The organism is Bacteroidota bacterium, from assembly GCA_018816945.1.
In the GTDB taxonomy this organism is placed as follows: Bacteria; Bacteroidota; Bacteroidia; order Bacteroidales.
The window spans coordinates 120,404-140,655 of sequence record JAHIVC010000099.1 but is presented as its reverse complement, the minus strand read 5'-3'; the positions used below and the strand labels follow the sequence as shown (position 1 = coordinate 140,655).

The window sequence follows — 20,252 nt, the reverse complement described above, 5'->3', positions numbered from 1 at the left end:
CAAATTTACTTATTTAATACAATACGAAAAGTTGTTCCCTGGCCAACTATGGATGATTGCACAAAGATTTTACCTTTATGGTAGTTTTTAATAATTCTTTTTGAAAGTGATAAACCAAGCCCCCACCCTCTTTGTTTACTTGTAAAACCAGGGTCAAAAACAGTTTTAAAATTCGACAACGCAATTCCTTTTCCAGTGTCGGAAATATCAATGACCACACCCTGTTTTTCTTCTTGAATGTTAATGATGATTTGACCTGAACCATTCATTGCATCAATCGCATTCTTACACAAATTTTCAATTACCCAGCCAAACAAGTTTTTATTAATAGGTGCAATTATAGCAAGATCGGCCGATTGATTAATCTTATAACTGATTTTTTTTGAGGTCCTTTTGTTAAGATAATCAACTCCATCATATAATAGTTGCACAATATTTTCATCTTCAAGTTTCGGTGGTGAACCAATTTTAGAGAAACGCTCGGTGATGTTTTGCAATCGTTCTATATCCTTTTCAATTTCAGAAACCAATTCATCGTCGACCCCCTTCAATTTTAATAACTCAATCCAAGCCATCATTGATGAAATAGGTGTACCCAGTTGATGAGCTGTTTCTTTTGACATCCCAACCCAAACCTGATTTTGTTCTGATTTTCGGGCGGTGCTAAATAATAAATATGCTATGAAAAAAAATAATCCAACAATGATAAATTGTATAAATGGGTAATACCGGATTCGTGTTAACAATTCAGAATCCTCATAAAAAATATAGGTGGTACCGCTTTTCGGAAGGTGTAATTGTATGGGTTTAATTTCTTTCGACATATGGGCAATCTTGTTACTGATAAATAATTTGTCCTGCATTTTAACAGAATCAATATTGCCGTATGCATAAATATTTTCAAGTGTGCTATCAGTAACAATTACCGGAACCGAAACAGAATTTGTTACCACTTCCGAAAAAAAGGTTTCGATCAAATCATCTAAAACCAAGCGTAATTCCGTAAAAATGGTGGATTCTTTGTAATACAGAATTCTTATTTCATTAGGAGCATATTCGGCATAAATCGGATCAAATATGAGAAATTCATTTTTTAAATTACCGCTTAAAAATAAAATACTGTCTGTATTAAAATCAACATTTAGGCTTCCAAGTATGCTGTCGTTTTGATTGGTTAGTATCACCGGAATTGTTGTATTATTCAGGATGATATTTGCATAAAAAGTAATATCGTTTGAACTGCTCTCGTTGGCAATTCTTTTGTAGGTTTCAGCTAATAATTCGGCCCGCTTTTGTTCTTCCTTACGAATGCCTTCAAAAAACTCATCGGTATAATTTACAAGGTCGGCTTTGCGCTGAATGGCATTTGCCCAAATGCTGACGTTTGTTCGCTCATTTTGAGCAAATTTAGCAACAAGCGTATTGGTATACCAAAGCGAACCACCCACGATAATGATTGCCATGGTGAGCAATAATACCTTCCACCTTCTTTTTTTTAAATAGATATTCAAGTGTGCTTGTTTTTTATCATTTGCCATTATGTAAACGAAGCTACAAGTTAAATATTCTTTTTGAGAAGCAATTAATATTGTAATCTTTTATATGGTTAAGTTGTCTTATATATCAAAAGAGCAGCAATTTTATCGGTTTGCGCCATCGATAAACTAACTTACCTGAAGTTGTATATATTTTTAAACAAATGAAAATTTGCTATACATCTCATAATTATTATAATGATAAGCCTTGGCGACCAAAACTGGCGGAGAAAAAAATAAAATATGGATTTTCAATCCGATCTTTAATAAACCCATTAGCATTTTTGTAATTTGTATCGCTACAAATACCAATAAATTAATCACTTACTTTGGGCAAAAATAACAAAGTATGTGAAAAAGATAGTTTTACTCGAAGCAGATCATGACACCTCAATTCGTCAGGATTCAAGACTTTTCTGCCCTAATCAATCCTCTTCTTAAATATGGGGCTTTCATCTTTTTATCATAATAGAAAAGCATATAACCATCAGAATGTGAAATTTTAAAGCCATTCTGAGTCAGAAGTGAAGAAAACTCTTTCTCGTCGTTTTGTTTGTGATAGCTACAAATCGCAACCTTTAGTGGTTTTTGTTCCGAAAGAATTCGTTTACAGCCATTTAATAATTTTGACTCAGCTCCTTCCACATCAATCTTCAGGAATGTTCCAGCACCATCAATTGAAATATAATCATCGAGCTTGGTGTTCTGCGAATCGGTAATGTTACTTACAAATTTATTTATTATCTCAACTTTTTCTTTCCAGGGTTCAAAAGTAGCGTTTAATGGTTCAATCCATTCTTTGTCTGCTTCAAAAAGAATAATCCGCGATGCTTTTTCCACAATGCTTAAAGCAAAATTACCTTCGGCAGCGCCAACATCAACAAGTACTTCACCATAATTAAATCCGAATTGTTCGGTTAGGTAACGGTGTGGACTTCGGATGTCCTGTTCTTTTGATAACAGATTATAAAGATATTGAATCTTTTTCTTGCCCCATCTCTTTTTGAAATACAGCCTTTTTCCATCAAGTAAAACGTAACGTAATCCTTTTACCTGATCATTGAAAACCTCAATTTTATCCGCAATATATTGATCCTGAAAATCATACGGAAATATGGCAATTGATTTTCTGCTTAAGTAATTGAGGACTGATGCAATTTCTTCTGTCGGAGCCTCAGAAAGACCTCTGTAATAATTCTGAATAGCCTTGGGAAGTCTTTGGGCAAGAATTCTTTTACGGATAAATTTTGGAACAACAATTCTGTAAATCTGAAAAACAAATGGATTCATATCGCAAACCGATTTAAAAGCTGCAAAGTTATAAGATCTTATGATAGTATCAGTCGTTTATGTGTGTGTTCAGATCTAAACAGATATTTGTTCAGCCTGGATTAACAAACCAGTTGAAAACCATTATATTTGCGCCTAAATATATTTGTCAATGCCTGATCCAAAACTTAAAATATATGTTTTTTATTATAAAAGGGGTTCGGTTTTAGAATTAGACCAGATTTATCAACCAATTATGGCAGGCAATTCTCTACCCGGGGTAGGAACTGAATTTCGCGGTGATGAAACAGGCGAAAACATCTCACACAAAAACAAATACTACAGCGAATTAACAGGTATTTACTGGGTTTGGAAAAATACCCGGCAGGATATTACCGGCTCATGTCATTATCGTCGCTATTTTACGTCACAACCCGAGCCTTTATTATATCGATTGAAGCGACTGCTCTACTTTCCGGCAGGATTGTATAAAAAACGGGTTGGTTTGATTTATACAAAAAACACAAAACTTTTTGTTCCAAGAATTATCAATCAAACTGAAATAGAACATTTGCTGCAAAAATACGATGCTATCTTACCGCAAGCACGTAAATTGAAATATTCAGTGAAGAATCATTTTAAAAGATATCACAGTATCAATGATTTGAACCTGATAGAATCTATAATAAAGGAAAAACATTCAGAATATATTGAAGCTTTTTATGAAATACTTAATGGCAAAAGGCTGTATGCCAATAACATGTTTATATTGAAGCAGGAACATTTTCAGGAATTCATGACCTGGTGGTTTGATGTTCTTTTTGAATTTGAACGACGAGTAGATATTGTTAAATACACTGGTTATCAGCAAAGAATATTTGGTTTTATTGCCGAGCGTTTGCTAAACGTTTGGTTCAGGCATAAACAATTGAATTGTATTGAGTTGCCTGTTATTTATTTTAAGCATTTTAAGTTCAAATAGCCATAAATTGCTGCACAGCAGACTTATCAAATCAATTTGTAGTATTGTTCAGGATGATATCGGCATACAATCTTTTGCCATTATGTAAACGCAGCTACAAGTTAAATATTCTTTTTTGAGAAGCAATTAATATTGTAACCTTTTATATGGTTGAGCTGTCTAATATATCAAAATAGCAGCAATTTTATCGGTTTGCACCATCGATAAACTAACTCACCTGAAATTGCATTTGTTTATAAACAAATGATGATTCGCTATACATCTAACAATTTTTATGATGATAAGACTTGGAAATATCCACAAAACCTATTCAACCGGAAGCAACAAATTACATGTGTTAAAAGGGATTGAAGTAAATATTAATAAAGGGGAAATGGTATCGGTAATGGGCTCATCAGGTTCTGGGAAATCAACTTTATTAAATATTATAGGATTACTTGACGCCCATGATGAAGGAGATTATTTTTTGGATGGAATGCTGATAAAGGACATGAACGAGACCAGGGCGGCCCAATACCGAAATAAACTCTTAGGATTCGTTTTTCAATCGTTTAACCTGATTCCGTTTAAAAATGCCATGGAAAATGTAGCCCTTCCATTGTATTACCAAAATGTAAGTCGGAAAAAAAGAAACCGTATCGCTCTTGAATACCTTGAAAGGATGGCTTTACTTGAATGGGCTGATCATCTGCCCAGTGAACTATCCGGAGGACAAAAACAACGGCTCGCCATTGCACGTGCACTAATTTCTAAACCCAAGGTTATTTTGGCAGATGAACCAACCGGTGCGCTTGATTCACAAACATCAATGGAGGTTATGGATATATTGAAAGAAGTAAACAAGGATGGGATCACAATGCTTATTGTGACACACGAAAGGGATATTGCCAATAGAACGGACCGTATCATTTGGCTCAAGGACGGAATTGTTGAAAAAGACATTTTTAATGGAGAATTAAAGGCTTATAAGGAAAGACAGCTTATAAGTGTTGAAACCAAATAAGATCAAAATGAAAATAAAACTTTTTATCGTATTTCTTATTCTTCTTCTGTCGGTATCAGTGTTTTATAACCTTAAGCCCGAAAGAAGTAATGCTTGGTTTGTAAGTTTTGCAGATGCAAATACCAGGGAAACCTATGATTCTTTTCATCACATCAAACAAGCCCAGAAATTGGCTACAGGAAAAGGAATTAAAGTTGGGATTATCGATAAATACTTTGGTTATTCAACCAATAAAGATTTATTTAACGGAGGAAAAGATTTTACAGGAAACATAGATGCATTTGAGGATATCGCAGAGCATGGCCTTTGGATGGCTACAACCTTAAAAGAAATTGCACCTGATGTACAAATCTATGCGCTTTGCGCGAGGGATAAAAATCGCGCTAACGAAGCGAAGGCAATTACAGAAGCCATTGACTGGGCCATCGAAAACGATCTTGATATCCTTACCTATTCGGCGGAAGCATTCAGAAAAGAGGAAAGACAACAAATTGATAAGGCAGTTCAAAAAGCAATTGATCATGGGATTGTAACTACCTTTATTCATTACGATTTAGAAGAAAATATATTGCCCTGTGGCCTATTCCCGAGATGTCCTGATTCATATTCGAGGGAAATTGACGTAAATGTATTTCATTTCGACTATAACCTATTATTGCTTTTTCAGTATGAAAACTACGTAAAATCAGGACGAAATGTTGGTAACAATATAGGAGCCCATCCTTATTTTTCTAATTCGTCCATGTCGCCTGTATTGGCTGGTATTGTTGCCATGATGAAAGAAATCAATAATGAATTAACGGCTGCGGATTACAAAAGGATTTTGATCGAAACCAGCAATGAAATCGCATATAATGGTTATACGGTAATGCATGTTGTTGATGCATCGGGGGCTATTAATTATTTATTAAAAATGAACGAAACAGCAGATTAGTTAATTCACAATTTAACAACAACACCGATGTTCGATATCGACAAATGGCAGGAAATCTTCAGTACGATTAAGAAAAACAAACTACGTACCTTCTTAACCGGGTTTAGTGTGGCCTGGGGTATTTTTATGTTGATTGTTTTGCTAGGTTCGGGTTATGGTTTGGAGAATGGGGTTCGCCGACAATTTGAAGACGATGGTACCAATATCATCGGAATACATCAAGGTGTGACGTCAACTGCCTATAAGGGAATGCAAGCAGGCCGGACAATAACTTTTACGAACGAAGATTATGAATATTTGAGCAAACTTCAGGATGTTGACGAAAGTACGGGACGTTTTACCATCGCTGGCTCCCTTCCTGTTTCTTACAAAAACGAATATGGTAACTTTAACATTTATGCCATTCATCCTCCTTACGAATATGTTGCAGCTGCCATTGTAACATCTGGCCGTTTTATCAATAAAGCCGATGTCGATCAAAAAAGAAAAGTCATTTGCATTGGCCGACTGGTTAAAGAAGCCCTTTTTAAAGATGGTAAGGATCCGATAGGCGAATATCTCACGATAAACAATTTTACTTTCAGGGTTATTGGTGTTTTTGATGATAAAAGTGGTGATCGGGTACTGAACAGGGTTTACATTCCTTTGTCAACGGCACAAGGGGTTTTTAGCAGTGCCAACCAGATGACCTCTATTTATCTGGTATTTGATGATGCAAATATAGCTGAAAGTATAAAAGTAGCGGATGAAGCCAGAACCTATTTAGCGAATAAACATCGGTTTTCAGTTGATGATCGCAGGGCGCTTAATGTTGACAATTCAGTTTTAAATTTTAAACGATTTCTGGATCTGTTTAAAAATATCCGATTGTTTATTTGGATCATTGGAATGGGAACCATCATCGCCGGAATTGTAGGAGTGAGCAATATTATGATGATTGTTGTGAAGGACCGAACAAAGGAAATTGGGGTAAGAAAAGCACTTGGGGCAACTCCTTGGTCGATCGTAAGTCTGGTTTTACAGGAATCGGTTTTGATCACAACGTTTGCTGGATATATTGGATTGGTGCTTGGTGTAGGCTTGTTGGAGTTGATTTCAAACACTTTGCCAGATATTCAATTTTTTTCTCACCCGGAAATAAACTTTAATGTAGCCATAGGGGCTACAGTCATATTAATTTTTGCCGGGGCCTTGGCAGGATTTGTACCGGCTCGAAAAGCCGCAAGCGTTAAACCCGTGATCGCCTTAAAAGATGAATAAAACCATATAACATGAAGTTAATAGACATTGATAAATGGCAGGAAATTTTCTTAACTCTTAAGAAAAATAAGCTTAGAACCTTTTTTACTGCTTTCGGGGTTTTTTGGGGAATTTTTATGCTGGTGGTTATGCTTGGATCAGGCAAAGGATTGAAAGATGCCGCTTACTCTGGTTTAGGAAAACTGGCAACAAACAGTGTTTTTATTAACCCGGCCCGCACTTCTATTTCTTATAAAGGCTTTCCAAAAGGAAGGCTGTACAGTTTTAATAACGAGGATACAAAAGTATTGCTTGAACGGGTAAAAGAGATTAAATATCTGGCACCCAGGACTATGGGTTTTGGTAATCCGGTTAACAATGTAGTTAGGGACGAAAAGGTTGGATCATTCAATGTGATGGGCGACTATCCGGCCACAAACTTTATAAACCCCATGCAATTTGTGTATGGACGATTTATCAATGACACCGACATAGAAGAAAACAGAAAAGTGGCCACAATTGGCTACAGGGTTTATGAGGAAATGTTCAATAAAGATGAAGATCCCATAGGTCAATATTTGAGGATTAATGGGGTATATTTTAAGGTGGTGGGTGTATTTAAATCATACCGTGCCAGTAATAATGGGGGTGAATTTGACAATCAGGTAATCTACTTGCCGCTCACTACTACCCAGAAAACTTTTAATTTGGGCAATGAAGTAAGTGCCGGATATGCCATCACGGCCCAAGATGGAATATCTGCTTCATTAGTTGAAACAAAGGTGAAGGCAATTTTGCGCGATCGCCACAACATTCATCCGGATGACGAACGTGCTTTCGATGGGTTTAACCTGGAAAGGGAATTTAAACAATTTGAGCTGCTTTTTAATGGTATCGATGGATTAATCTGGATTGTAGGCATCGGGACTTTATTCGCCGGAGTAATTGGCGTGAGCAATATCATGGTTATTGTTGTAAAAGAGAGAACCAAAGAATTTGGGATTAAACGTGCTGTTGGGGCAACTCCAATAAAAATCATAATTCAGGTGGTTCAGGAATCTGTTTTTTTGACAACCATTGCCGGTTATGTTGGTCTTAGCCTTGGGGTGGGGTTACTCGAATTGATAAGTTATGCAATTACCAAATCGGGCGCAGATACTGAAATGTTCTCCAACCCGTCAATTGACTTTAATAAAGCCATTACAGCACTCATATTATTGATTATTTCGGGCATTTTTGCAGGCCTCATTCCGGCAAAAAGAGCCGTTAAAATAAAACCAATTGAAGCTTTACATGATGAATAAAATACTAACATTTAAAACCATATAAGAATGAAAACTGTTTTAAAAATAATATTAGGAATCGCACTTTTAGGGGTGTTCGGATATACCATTTACTTCCTGTACAATAAATCGAAAGAAGAGCCTGTTGTTTATAAAACAACATCTGCTGAGGCTATGTTGATAACCAAACAAACAGTTGCGACAGGTTCGGTGGTTCCTCGCAAAGAAATAGATCTGGTTCCCCAGGTTTCAGGTATTATCGAAGAATTATACGTTCAGGCAGGCGAAAAAATTAAAAAAGGTGACCTTATCGCCAAAATCAGGATCATCCCCAATATGATCAATATGAACAACGCGGAATCGCGTTTAAATCAGGCAGAAATTAATTTGCGAAACGCAAACATTAATTATGAGCGTCAAAAACAATTATTGGAACAAGGGGTGATTTCGCAAAGTGAATTTGAAACTGTCGAATTAGCCTATAAAACAGCCAAAGCTGAAGTTAAATCGGCAGAAAACAATTTGGCTTTAATTAAAGAGGGTCAGGTAAAAGATTCAAAAACCGAAACCAATACCATCGTTCGATCTACGGTTGATGGCATGGTTTTGAATGTACCGGTTGAAGTGGGAAATTCAGTCATCGAATCAAATACCTTTAATCCGGGTACGACCATTGCAACTGTGGCTGATATGAACGACATGGTATTTGTTGGGAAAATAGATGAGACCGAAGTCGGGAAAATTAAAGAAGGAATGTCTTTGATTCTTACCGTTGGCGCCATCGATAATGTTAAGTTCAATGCCATCCTCCAGCACATTGCCCCAAAAGGAGTAGAAGAAAATGGAGCTATTCAGTTTGAAATTAAGGCAGATGTACAATTGCTTGAAGGACAATTTATCCGGGCGGGATATAGTGCAAATGCTTCTGTTGTTCTGGATCAAACCTTGGGTGAAGTATTGGCAATTCAGGAAAGCCTGCTCAATTTTGAAGGTGATAGTGTCTATGTTGAAGTTGAAGTGGCCCAACAGTTATTTGAAAAAAAATATCTTGTTACGGGTATTTCAGATGGTATAAACATTGAAGTTAAAAGTGGGATAACAAAGGAAGATAAAATTAAAATACCCATTGGTGATTAGGCAATGAGCATGGATTTTATCTATTTAACTAAATTCTATCATATCCTCAGTCGGACAAATAATTCATTTGTCCGGCTTCTTTTTTTAAGAAAAACTTGCTTTGAACTAAAATATTAGTTAATATTGTTGTTTCAAACTAATGAATTGGTTAAAGTTTAAAACCATAAAGAATGAAGGAACTTACAAAAGCCGAAGAACAAATCATGCAAATCCTGTGGGAAATGAAAAAAGGATTTGTGAATGATATTTTAGAAAAATTGCCATTGCCCAAACCTGCATACAATACGGTCTCCACCATCGTTCGAATATTGGAACGTAAAGGATTTGTTGGGTATAAAGCCTATGGAAAAACCCATGAATACTATCCTTTATTGAGTAAACGGGAATATACCAAAGGATATTTTAAGGGATTTATGACTAACTATTTTGGGAATTCGTATCAGGCATTGGCCTCATTTTTCACCAAAGAAAACAATTTAAGTATTGCAGAACTGGAAGAAATAAAAAGCCTGATGGATGCTGAAATTAGAAAGCAAAAGGAAAATCAATAAGCAATAGCAATGGATGCATTTGTAATTTATTTGATACAATCGGCCTTATGTTTGGGTTCGCTTTATCTTATTTACTGGTTCTTTTTAAAGAAGGATACTTTTTTTACGGCTAATAGGTTTTATCTGATAAGTTCAATTATTCTTTCCTTTGTTTTACCCATGTTTAAGGTACCGGTTTTTTACGATAATTCAGATGTGGTTTATGTTGTAGCCCTTGAGGCCATTACCGTTACAGCCGATAAAATTGAGAGTGGAATAGCTCAAAATTTAACCTTGTACCAATCTGTCTTAATCGTTTATCTTACCGGTGCTTCCATTTTTTTATTGCGCTTTATTTTTCAACTATTGCAATTGGCATTTTTGATCCGAAAATTTGGGGTGACCAAATTGGATGGACTCAAAATCGTTAAGATAAACTCCAAATACTCACCATTCTCGTATTTCAATTTTATCTTTTTAAATGAACAAAATTTTAATGATAAAAACCTGAAAAATATTCTTGATCACGAAAAAATCCATATCCGACAAAAACATAGTGTGGATTTGATCATTCTTGAAGCACTAACCATAATCCAATGGTTTAATCCCTTTATTTGGCTATACAAAACATCCCTAAAAGGAATTCACGAATACTTGGCTGACGAAGGCTTATTAGCCGGTGGTATGAACAAAACGAATTATCAAAATTTATTGTTAAGCCATACCGTTGGATTGCAAATAAACGATCTTACTAATAATTTCAATCAATCATTAATTAAAAAGCGATTTATTATGATGACAAAAATGCAATCAAAAAAATTCGCTCGGCTTAAAATGCTGCTAGTGATACCCATGACTGCCTTATTAATTTTGTGCTTTACCTTTAATTTTAACAAAAATTTAATAGGACAGTCATCTACCGAAACAACAGAATTAATAAAGACAGAATCAGTTGTAGACCTACCACAAGATGTTAAAAAAGAACAACAACAGGAGAACATATTTACGGTTGTAGAGGTTGATGCTGAATATGTGGGTGGCGAGAAGGCTCGAGTTGCATTCCTGTCAAAAAACATTAAATACCCTGAGGAAGCAAGAAAAAACGGGATACAGGGAAGGGTTCATGTAACTTTTGTTGTTGAAAAAGACGGTTCGATAACTAATGTCAGAATAGCAAAGGGCATTGGTTACGGATGCGATGAAGAAGCAGTAAGGGTTATTAAACTAATGCCCAACTGGATACCCGGAAAACAAAGAGGTGAACCTGTAAGGGTCCAATTTAATTTGCCTATAGTTTTTACGTTGGATTCTAAATCTACCAAAAAAGAAACACCGAAACAGATAACCTATGTTAGCATTGTTGATGATATGCCGAAATACGAGGGTGGGAACGAAGCGTTATTAGCCTTTCTGAATGAAAACATCAAATACCCTGAAGAAGCACGAAAAAATAGAATACAAGGACTGGTTTATGTAAATTTTATGGTTGAAAAATATGGTTCAATAACAGGAGTAAAAGTGATCAAGGGTATAGGTGGCGGTTGCGATGAAGAAGCTATAAGGGTTGTTAAATTAATGAAATTTAAAGCGAGCCAGGTTGATGGACAACCGATTGCATCAGAATTTAATTTACCTATTAATTTCAGATTACAATAAATATTTGTTTCAATTTTTTTTGTTTTTATAAACTAAAAGATTAGTTTTGCAACGTGTGTGTTAGTTAAATATAACAAGGCTGTCATCGCATCGTTCTTGATAACGGCCTTGTTTCTTCATCCAAATAATAAAAAACATGAAAAAATTCTTTTATTTATCTATTTCGCTTTTCCTTATTTTAACAAGCTGTAGTCAAAAAGAAGATTATTCAAAAATAATTTTAGAAACCTCTGGTTTTTCAGATAGTACAAAAATCTTTCTTTTCAATCATGAAACTGAAAAACAAGACTCAGGCTATATTATTAATAACCATCTTGTTTTTTCAGCAGAAGTGAATGAACCAACATTGTTTTCAATACGTACAGTTTTCAATCATAAAAAAAGAGAGGAATTTGAAAATAAGCTTTTTTGGAAAGAAAATAATTCACTAACCATTAAAGCCGAAAAAGGAAATTTGAAAAATGCAAAAATAGAAGGTTCGGTTATTCAAAAACAAGCAGATATTGTTGAGTTAAGACAATTTCAATTAAAGCAGAATTACGATAGTCTCATAAAAGAATACAGCGCTTTGCCAAAAGAAGAAACAGAAAAAAGATTGGCATTAAGTGCTCAAAGAAGAGAAATATCACAAGCAATAAAGGATGTAGAAACTAATTATATAAAAGATAATCCGGATCAGCTCTACAGTGCTTTCACCCTAAAACGATTAATGACATATACAATTCCTAAAGATAAGACCAAAGAATTATTTGAAAACTTAAGTGATCGAATGAAAGCAAGCAGCTATGGAATCTCGATCAAGAAATATTTAGATTTAAGCTTAGATTTAAAAATTGGAGATAAAGCACCCGATTTTCAATTACCCGACCTCGATGGTAATTTAATTGGATTAAGTAATTTTGAAGGCAAATATATTTTGCTTGATTTTTGGAGTTCAAATTGTAATCCGTGTACCCTTGAATTGCCTAACATGTTAAAGAACTACCAAGCCTATCGTGATAGGGGATTTGAAATCATAAGCATCTCTTTCGATAAGAAAAGAGAAGACTGGGAGAATGCCACAAAACAATATAACATGATTTGGAGCACAGTTTGCGACTTTAAAGGCAGTGATGGTGATGTTATTATGTCCTATAAGGTTTATTTTATGCCGACCTATTTTTTAATTGATCCTAATGGAATAATTATTGATAAATTTCTGGGAACGGGTCAACTGGATGAAAAATTGAAAACGATATTTGCAATTTAATATCATACAAAAACCCTAATATTTCATCATGAAAAGAACATCTTTATTGCTGTTATTTGTTTTAATTGCAAGCATCCTCGTTGGTCAATCAAAAAGTGAATATTTAAAAGAGGTTTTAAATAATCTTGGAAAAATTAAATCTGCTACATATTTTTCAACTAAAACAACCTATCAGCAGGGCGACACCATTTCAATGTTTGGAGATAAACATTTTTATTTTAAGTGGTTCGACAATCCTGCTGATACTTCTGTTGGGGCAAGTTTTGTGAAACTATATCAGGATGATACAACGAGAATGCAATTTGCTTATGATGGAAACGTTCGGGTTCTGGTTTATGATGAAGACAAAACCTTGGTTATTGATAATTTTGAATATAACTATTGGCCGTTTCGGATTGTTTATCCGCCTTTCATAACAATGGCAAAAAATATTATCAAGTTTGTCAATGAAACAAAAGATAGTGTTTTGATTGAATCAAAAGATTTTGGTCAACAGATTCAATTTATTGTATCAATATTTGATCATCAAGTTCATTTTGTTGGTAAGATACCAGTTTATGAAACACCTTATGGATCGAAAATAGGCGAAAATTCATTATATGAAATTTGGGTAAATAAGTCGAACGGCTTGCCTTTTAAAATTGTACAGGATATGCTCCATGAAAAAACTGTTGAAGTTGTTGAATTTATTATACTAAATGAGCATAAAATTGAAAATTTTAAGGTCTCGGATTATTTTATGCCCGATTATAAGCTAAGAGAATATAAAATTGCAAAAAGTGTCACAAAAAATGAATTTGAAGGAAAAACAGCCCCCGAATGGTTATTAAAAGATGCGGATAACACCCTCATAGATTTTAAGGATTTAAAAAGTAAAGTAGTACTTATTCAATTTACAGGGATTGGTTGTGGACATTGTCAGATGGCCATTCCTTTTTTAAAACAGTTGTTCACAGAAAACAAGGATAAGGACTTTGAATTGGTCAGTATTGAAACCTGGGTATCAAGCTTAGATGGGATTAAAAAATATCGGGATAAACATAAGATTGATTATATGTATCTTCAGGCAACCGAGAAGGTAAAGAGTGATTATAAAATTAATAGCGCTCCTATATTTTTTATTTTAGATGAAAACAGAATTATAAGGAAAGTAATTAATGGTTATGGAAAGGGAACAACAGATAAAGAGATTCGTGATACCATAAATAAGTTGATATAAATTAAAGCCGATGGTTTCCTCTCATAAGAACGCCATCCCATAATAGATTAAGTATGATAAAAAAAGCAATCTCCATTTTCATCATTATGATAATTACCCTATCGGTAAAATCGCAATGCAAATATTACAACAAAATAAATGCGGATGGAAAAAAAACAGGCCTTTGGTTGATGTATTGGGATAAGGAAAAACATATACCAGCCAGAAGGTTTCATTATAAAAATGACCGAGAAAGTGGGGTTTGCAAAATGTATAACTCCGAAGGAAAATTGATGATGAAAGAACGTCATCTTAAAAAAAGAATTAAGGTCAAAAATTACAATGAACATGGAAAAATTCAACAAAAAGGCTATGGTATTTTAGAATTTCATACAGATAAAATAAGATTTTACTGGCATGGCCATTGGAAGTTTTATGCAGAAAACCACCATTTAACAGGGATTTCTATTTACAAAGATGGAGTTTTTATAGAAAGTAAAGAGAATAGAAGAACAAACAAAAATCAATTAACCAATAAAGGATTATGAGAAATATGTTTAAACTGACCTTAGTGGCTATTTGTTTGTTGTCTTGTAGTTTTCAAGAACCTGTTCAAAAAACTATCACAAAAACTGAATTTCAATTACCATCAGGTGCCATTCCAATTATTTATCGGAAGCATATTTATATAGAAGGAATTGTTGATAAAGCTAAAAGCGTTTTTGTATTTGATACCGGGGCTGATAATTTATATATTGACTCCTTATTTTTCGGGGATAATAAATTTGCTTATGATAAAATTGTTGTAGCTTTTTTACCCGGGGTGGGATCAAAACCACAAAAAACAAAATTGATATTGGATACAGTTAGCTTTCAATTTGCCAATAATAATTATAGAACCAGCAATGTTCCAATTTTAGGACTGAAAAACATTCTTGGCGATTTTGCGGATGGCATTTTAGGGAGGAATTATTTTAACGTAAAAATATTAGAAATCAATTACAATTATCAGTACATGAAAATCCATGATAGCATTAATGTTGCTATCACAAATGGATATACAAAAATTAGGTGTGAAAATGTAAATAATAGGCTTTATGTTCCCATTAAATTAAACATTAATGATTCGTTAGAAATTATAGGAAAGTGTACCCTTGATTTGGGTAGTGGTGGAAGTATATCATTAACAAGCCCGACAGCCAAACAATTTGATCTGGGAAATAATGTTAATAAAAAAAGAAACTACTATTCGAAATACGGAGGTGTTGGTGGCGAGACTTCAAGAAATGATTTTATTGCCAAGTCTTTGTTTATTGGGGATTACGAACTCAATGATTTTGTGATGGATTATAGTGAGGATAAATATGGGGCACTTTCGTCAAACAAAAACTTAGGCTTACTTGGTAATCGGATATTAGAAAAGTTTGACATTATCATTGATTTCAGAAATAGTATTCTTTACCTAAAACCCAATGGTGATTTTAATAATTCTTTTGAAATCCCTCGTCTGGGATTCGCATTTGTTGACAGAGCAGTCACAATGGATGCTTGGAATATAACAGGTTTATATAAAAATTCTTCTGCTGAAAAATCAGGTTTAAAAATTGACGATAAAATCACTCATATAAACGGCCAGTCGATTAAGGAAATAAGCCATGAACAACAACAGGAGATTATTAAGAGGTCGGAATCTATAAAATTGACAATTCAAAGAAATAATGAATCCTTAATTTTAAATATTCAATTAAGGGAAATTCTTTAACTGAAATATAATAACAATAAAAAACCCATCAGAAATATTCCAATGGGTTTTTTATATGCTATTTAGGAACTATTTCAATCCCCTGCTCTTTAACAAAGGTTCAATGATTGGTGCACGTCCCCGGAAATTAAAATACATTTCATCCGGATCTTTTAAACCATTAGGTTCAAGAATTTCTCTTCTGAATTTTTGTGCTGTTTCCTGGTCGAACAAACTGGTTTCTTTAAATGCTTCGAAGGCATCATTATCAAGTACTCCAGACCACAAATAGCTGTAATATCCGGCTGAGTACCCACCAATGATGTGAGAGAAATAAGTGGTTCTGTATCGTGGCGCAATTTCAGGTATTAATTTTCGTTTTGCAAAAAAATCTTTTTCGAAAGCCCTGATATCTAAATCCTTTTCTACCGTTTGTGTATAATATTCCATATCGATTAGTGCAGCCGCAACAAATTCAACGGTAATAAATCCCTGATTGAACAAGCTGGATTTTTGAATTTTTTCGATCAGATCATCAGGAATTACTTCACCTGTTTTATAATGTTTTGCATATACTTTTAATACATCAGGTTCCATAGCCCAATGTTCCATAATTTGAGAAGGCAATTCTGTAAAATCAGTCGATCTGAAAGTTTGCTCATAACGAACATTAGAGAACAATCCGTCCAATGCATGACCAAATTCATGAAATACAGTAGTGACATCATCAATACTTAGCAATGCTGGCAAGTCTCCGACAGGAGCTGCAACATTAGTAACCATCGTTATGATAGGTGGAGTTACTACTCCGTCAACAATTTTGTAACGCTCATAGCCGCCACACCATGCGCCGCCATTTTTACTGGCACGCGGGTAAAAATCCTGATACAATACACCCAGGTGACTTCCATCTGCTTCTTTTACTTCAAAAAGAAATGCATCAGGATGAGGTTTTGGAGCATCCTTTACTTCTGTAAAGGTTATCCCATAAAGTTGATTAGCTACATAAAATATGGCATCCTGTACATTTTTTCGGGAAAAATAAGGGCGAATTTCGCTGTCTTCAAAATTGTATTTATCGGCTCTAACTTTTTCGGCATAATACCACCAATCCCAGGCAGCAATTTTGAATTTACCGCCTTCGGCATCAGCAATGGCCTGCATGTCTTTTACTTCTTTTTTGGCAACTTCTAATGCCGGCCACCATACCTGATCCAATAAATCATAAACACGTTCGGAAGTTTTAGCCATCCGTGTTGAAAGAATTAAGTCTGCATGGGTTTTATAACCTAACAAATTGGCTCGTCGTAATCTTAATTTATAAATGTCTGATGCAATTTTTTTATTATCACGCTCATTATCGTTATCACCCCTCATGGTATAAGCGGTGTAAATTTGCTTACGTAAATCTCGGTTTTTGGCATAAGTCAAAAAAGGATACATGCTGGCACGTTGTGTTGTATAAACCCATTTACCATCAAGACCAGCACGAGTAGCTTCTTCAGCACCCAGAGCCTTAATGTTTTCAGGTAAACCATCTAAATCTGCTTCATTCTCAATAATTAATTGATAAGCATTGGTTTCTCCTAATAGATTCTGACCAAATTGAACGCTTAAACCGGAAAGTTCCACATTAATTTCTTTGAGTTTTTCTTTTGCATCATCATCTAAATTGGCACCATTCCTGACGAAACTGCCATATAAATTTTCCAGCATAAAAAGTGCATCCGGTTCTAAGTTATAAGAATCTCTTTGTTCGTAAACAGTTTTAATCCTTTGGAACAATGCAGGGTTTAAACTGATTTCATTGCTATGGGCTGAACGAATAGGTGAAAGTTCTTTCGCAATGGCTTTTAATTCATCAGTTGTATTTGCACTGCTTAATCCGCCAAATACAGAACTTACTCTACCTAAAAATCTACCGGCTCGCGTATAAGGAATTATTGTATTTTCAAATGTTGGGGCTTCCGGATTATTTACAATTGCCTCAATTTCGGCTTTTTCAAGTTTCATCCCTTCTAAAAATGCAGGCATATAATGCTCAGCTTTAATTTTATCGAAAGGAGGAACATGAAAAGGGGTATCGAATTCAGAGAAGAACGGATTGCCATTATCGGCTACCTGTTTTTCCTGAGTGTTGCATGCAGCTAGTCCTAAGCCTGCTATACAAACAAACATTATTAATTTTTTCACAGCTAATTTTTTAATTAAACAATTGGTTAAGAAGGATAAAAATAAGGAATAAGCACGACACTATTTACTTTGTCATGTTTATTTAGACCTTCTTTAAATTGATGGGGATGAAAGTTAGGATTCCATAGATATCCACAAAATGGCATAATATAAAAAAAGCGGGAGAATTTCCCGCCTTTAAAATTGTACAGAAGGCTTTTAATTTAGGCCCCTGTTTTTTAATAAAGGTTCTATTTTCGGTTCTCTGCCTCTGAAATTAACATACATTTCCATGGCATTTTCAATACCATTTTTTTCTAAAATGCATTTTCTGAATTTATCGGCAGTTGCTTTATCAAAGATGCCATTTTCGGTAAATGCTTCATAAGCATCATTATCCAAAACAGCGGCCCAGGTATAACTATAGTAACCTGCATCGTATCCACCAATGATGTGTCCGAAATAAGTAGTTCTGTATCTCGATTCAATTTCAGGAATTAAACCAATGCTGTTCAAATAATCTTTTTCGAATTTGGCAACATCAATATCAACAGGTTTTTCAATCGTGTGATAAGCAAGATCGAGCAATGAAGCGGCTATAATTTCAACATTAACGAAACCCTGGTTAAATTTACTGGCGGCATCCATTTTTTTAACCAATTCATTTGGAATTACATCTCCCGTTTGATAATGCTTTGCATATTGTTTTAAAACTTCTGGCTCAGTTACCCAATGTTCCATAATTTGTGAGGGTAATTCAACAAAATCCCAAGCAATATAATTTGAATTATAAGTTGTTTTTGCAAACATACCATCCAGGGCATGACCAAATTCGTGGAATAAAGTAGAAACGTCATCCATGCTTAAAAGTGATGGAGTGTCACCTGCAGGTTTTGTTAGATTACATACAACAGTTACAATAGGCTTAATTTCTTTTCCATCTAAAAAATGATGATCCCGATAACTGCCACACCATGCACCTCCACTCTTACTTTCTCTTGGATAAAAATCCATGTATAAAACTGATAAATGACTTCCATCAGCTTCCTTCACTTCGAAAGCCTGTGCATCTGGATGAGGTAAGGGAATGTTTTCAATGGGGGTGAATGTAATTCCATACAATTGATTGGCAACCCAAAAAGCACCATCCCTAACGTTTTCTAATTTGAAATAAGGACGAACTTCATTCTCGTCCAAATTATATTTTGCCATCCGTATTTTTTCAGCATAATACCACCAATCCCACGATGCAAGTTTAAAATTACCACCTTCTTTATCGATCACGGCTTGCATTTGTTTAGCTTCGCTTTTAGCAATAGGCAATGCAGCATTCCAGAGTTGATCTAACAATGCAATGGCCCTATCGGGAGTACCTGCCATTCGTGGTTCTAAAGTAAGGTGGGCATGTGTTTTATATCCCAACAAATTAGCTCTTTCAACACGAAGTTTCATAATTTGTGCAACAATGGCTTTATTGTCTTTATCGTCATCGTGATTTGAACGATTTGTATAGGCCATGTACAATTTTTCCCTTAAGTCCCTTTTTTCGGAATATTGTAAAAAAGGATACATACTTGGGCGTTGAGTTGTGAATACCCATTTTCCTTCCATTTCTGCTGCTTTGGCATCATCAGCACCTGCCGCCCTAACAGATTCAGGCAAGCCGGCTAAATCAGCTTCATTATCAATAACCAATTTAAAACTGTTGGTTTCGCTCAATACATTTTGATCAAATTGAACAGCAAGTGTAGAAAGTTTTTGGTTGATGGCTTTTAACTCTTCTTTCTTCTCAGAGGTTAATTCAGCACCATTTCTCACCAGGCCCTTATACTGGTTTTCGAGAATAAATAATTGCTCGGCAGTTAAATTGAATTGTTCACGATTATCATAAACGGCTTTTATTCTTTCAAAATATTTGGGGTTTAATCTGATATCGTCACCATGAGCAGCCAAAACAGGAGCAATCACCATTTGGATAGAATCCAGCTCTTTATTTGTATTTGCACCGACAATGCTATAAAATACCATTGATACTTTTCCAAGCAACTCTCCTGCTTTATCTATAGCTGCAATCGTGTTGTCAAAAGTAGCTTCCTCTTTACTATTAATTATTGCATCAACTTCTTTTTTGTGTTCAAGCATTCCTTTTTCAAAAGCAGGAATATAATGTCCAAGTTTTATTTGTTCGAAAGGAGGTACCTGAAAAGGTGTATTATATTCACTAAAGAATGGATTTACGGTTTCAGTTTGTTCTGCCTTCTGCTTACATGAAATGATTCCAAGACATGTAAAACAAAGCATGATGATCATCTTTTTCATTATTT

General features: G+C 34.8%; 16 protein-coding genes. 12 read left to right on the top strand and 4 right to left on the bottom strand.

Annotation, left to right across the window (positions count from 1 at the left end; translation table 11 throughout):
• Positions 1–5 precede the first annotated feature (5 nt).
• Both KKG99_14900 and KKG99_14895 read right to left on the bottom strand, forming a co-directional pair.
• Entirely contained in the window at positions 6–1,538 is a 1,533-nt protein-coding gene (locus KKG99_14900) for a HAMP domain-containing histidine kinase (protein ID MBU1014285.1), read from the bottom strand.
• Between the two features lie 402 nt (positions 1,539–1,940).
• Positions 1,941–2,825 carry a dimethyladenosine transferase gene (locus KKG99_14895; GenBank protein ID MBU1014284.1) on the bottom strand — a complete coding sequence of 295 codons (885 nt, stop codon included), beginning with the start codon at positions 2,823–2,825 and terminating at the stop codon, positions 1,941–1,943.
• Between the two features lie 151 nt (positions 2,826–2,976).
• Between KKG99_14895 and KKG99_14890 the strand changes: the two genes are divergently transcribed.
• The 12 genes from KKG99_14890 to KKG99_14835 all read left to right on the top strand — a co-directional run bounded on the left by KKG99_14890 (position 2,977) and on the right by KKG99_14835 (position 15,777).
• On the top strand, positions 2,977–3,786 hold the full coding sequence (locus KKG99_14890) for a DUF4422 domain-containing protein (GenBank protein MBU1014283.1): 810 nt from the start codon (positions 2,977–2,979) through the stop codon (positions 3,784–3,786).
• Between the two features lie 277 nt (positions 3,787–4,063).
• Positions 4,064–4,789 (top strand): ABC transporter ATP-binding protein, encoded by a 726-nt coding sequence (locus KKG99_14885; protein MBU1014282.1) that lies wholly within the window; start codon positions 4,064–4,066, stop codon positions 4,787–4,789.
• Between the two features lie 7 nt (positions 4,790–4,796).
• Complete coding sequence (locus tag KKG99_14880) at positions 4,797–5,723, top strand: peptidase (GenBank protein MBU1014281.1); 927 nt, start codon at positions 4,797–4,799, stop codon at positions 5,721–5,723.
• A 27-nt stretch (positions 5,724–5,750) separates the two neighbouring features.
• Complete coding sequence (locus KKG99_14875) at positions 5,751–6,983, top strand: ABC transporter permease (protein MBU1014280.1); 1,233 nt, start codon at positions 5,751–5,753, stop codon at positions 6,981–6,983.
• An 11-nt stretch (positions 6,984–6,994) separates the two neighbouring features.
• Complete coding sequence (locus tag KKG99_14870) at positions 6,995–8,266, top strand: ABC transporter permease (GenBank protein MBU1014279.1); 1,272 nt, start codon at positions 6,995–6,997, stop codon at positions 8,264–8,266.
• A 27-nt stretch (positions 8,267–8,293) separates the two neighbouring features.
• On the top strand, positions 8,294–9,382 hold the full coding sequence (locus KKG99_14865) for an efflux RND transporter periplasmic adaptor subunit (protein ID MBU1014278.1): 1,089 nt from the start codon (positions 8,294–8,296) through the stop codon (positions 9,380–9,382).
• A gap of 170 nt (positions 9,383–9,552) precedes the next feature.
• Entirely contained in the window at positions 9,553–9,933 is a 381-nt protein-coding gene (locus tag KKG99_14860; GenBank protein MBU1014277.1) for a BlaI/MecI/CopY family transcriptional regulator, read from the top strand.
• 9 nt (positions 9,934–9,942) lie between these two features.
• Positions 9,943–11,568, top strand: a complete 1,626-nt coding sequence (locus tag KKG99_14855; GenBank protein MBU1014276.1) for a M56 family metallopeptidase — start codon at positions 9,943–9,945, stop codon at positions 11,566–11,568.
• A 136-nt stretch (positions 11,569–11,704) separates the two neighbouring features.
• Positions 11,705–12,817: a redoxin domain-containing protein gene (locus KKG99_14850; protein MBU1014275.1), complete on the top strand. Its 1,113-nt coding sequence runs from the start codon at positions 11,705–11,707 to the stop codon at positions 12,815–12,817.
• 28 nt (positions 12,818–12,845) lie between these two features.
• The gene (locus KKG99_14845) at positions 12,846–14,036 is read left to right on the top strand and encodes a TlpA family protein disulfide reductase (GenBank protein ID MBU1014274.1); all 1,191 of its coding nucleotides are present in this window, start codon (positions 12,846–12,848) and stop codon (positions 14,034–14,036) included.
• 53 nt (positions 14,037–14,089) lie between these two features.
• The gene (locus tag KKG99_14840) at positions 14,090–14,563 is read left to right on the top strand and encodes a hypothetical protein (GenBank protein MBU1014273.1); all 474 of its coding nucleotides are present in this window, start codon (positions 14,090–14,092) and stop codon (positions 14,561–14,563) included.
• Complete coding sequence (locus KKG99_14835) at positions 14,560–15,777, top strand: PDZ domain-containing protein (protein ID MBU1014272.1); 1,218 nt, start codon at positions 14,560–14,562, stop codon at positions 15,775–15,777. Before KKG99_14840 ends, KKG99_14835 begins: the two co-directional genes overlap by 4 nt.
• A 69-nt stretch (positions 15,778–15,846) precedes the next feature.
• On the opposite strand, the gene KKG99_14830 is transcribed toward KKG99_14835, so the two are convergent.
• Complete coding sequence (locus KKG99_14830; protein ID MBU1014271.1) at positions 15,847–17,949, bottom strand: M3 family metallopeptidase; 2,103 nt, start codon at positions 17,947–17,949, stop codon at positions 15,847–15,849.
• Between the two features lie 198 nt (positions 17,950–18,147).
• The gene (locus KKG99_14825; protein MBU1014270.1) at positions 18,148–20,247 is read right to left on the bottom strand and encodes a M3 family metallopeptidase; all 2,100 of its coding nucleotides are present in this window, start codon (positions 20,245–20,247) and stop codon (positions 18,148–18,150) included.
• Between the last annotated feature and the right edge of the window lie 5 nt (positions 20,248–20,252).

Bases quoted from the DNA above. Each gene is read 5' to 3' on its own strand.
- KKG99_14825 (MBU1014270.1), bottom strand. From the start codon at position 20,247: ATGAAAAAGATGATCATCATGCTTTGTTTTACATGTCTTGGAATCATT.
- KKG99_14875 (MBU1014280.1), top strand. From the start codon at position 5,751: ATGTTCGATATCGACAAATGGCAGGAAATCTTCAGTACGATTAAGAAA.
- KKG99_14885 (MBU1014282.1), top strand. From the start codon at position 4,064: ATGATAAGACTTGGAAATATCCACAAAACCTATTCAACCGGAAGCAAC.
- KKG99_14895 (MBU1014284.1), bottom strand. From the start codon at position 2,825: ATGAATCCATTTGTTTTTCAGATTTACAGAATTGTTGTTCCAAAATTT.
- KKG99_14855 (MBU1014276.1), top strand. From the start codon at position 9,943: ATGGATGCATTTGTAATTTATTTGATACAATCGGCCTTATGTTTGGGT.
- KKG99_14840 (MBU1014273.1), top strand. From the start codon at position 14,090: ATGATAAAAAAAGCAATCTCCATTTTCATCATTATGATAATTACCCTA.
- KKG99_14835 (MBU1014272.1), top strand. From the start codon at position 14,560: ATGAGAAATATGTTTAAACTGACCTTAGTGGCTATTTGTTTGTTGTCT.
- KKG99_14865 (MBU1014278.1), top strand. From the start codon at position 8,294: ATGAAAACTGTTTTAAAAATAATATTAGGAATCGCACTTTTAGGGGTG.
- KKG99_14870 (MBU1014279.1), top strand. From the start codon at position 6,995: ATGAAGTTAATAGACATTGATAAATGGCAGGAAATTTTCTTAACTCTT.
- KKG99_14860 (MBU1014277.1), top strand. From the start codon at position 9,553: ATGAAGGAACTTACAAAAGCCGAAGAACAAATCATGCAAATCCTGTGG.
- KKG99_14900 (MBU1014285.1), bottom strand. From the start codon at position 1,538: ATGGCAAATGATAAAAAACAAGCACACTTGAATATCTATTTAAAAAAA.
- KKG99_14850 (MBU1014275.1), top strand. From the start codon at position 11,705: ATGAAAAAATTCTTTTATTTATCTATTTCGCTTTTCCTTATTTTAACA.
- KKG99_14845 (MBU1014274.1), top strand. From the start codon at position 12,846: ATGAAAAGAACATCTTTATTGCTGTTATTTGTTTTAATTGCAAGCATC.
- KKG99_14880 (MBU1014281.1), top strand. From the start codon at position 4,797: ATGAAAATAAAACTTTTTATCGTATTTCTTATTCTTCTTCTGTCGGTA.
- KKG99_14890 (MBU1014283.1), top strand. From the start codon at position 2,977: ATGCCTGATCCAAAACTTAAAATATATGTTTTTTATTATAAAAGGGGT.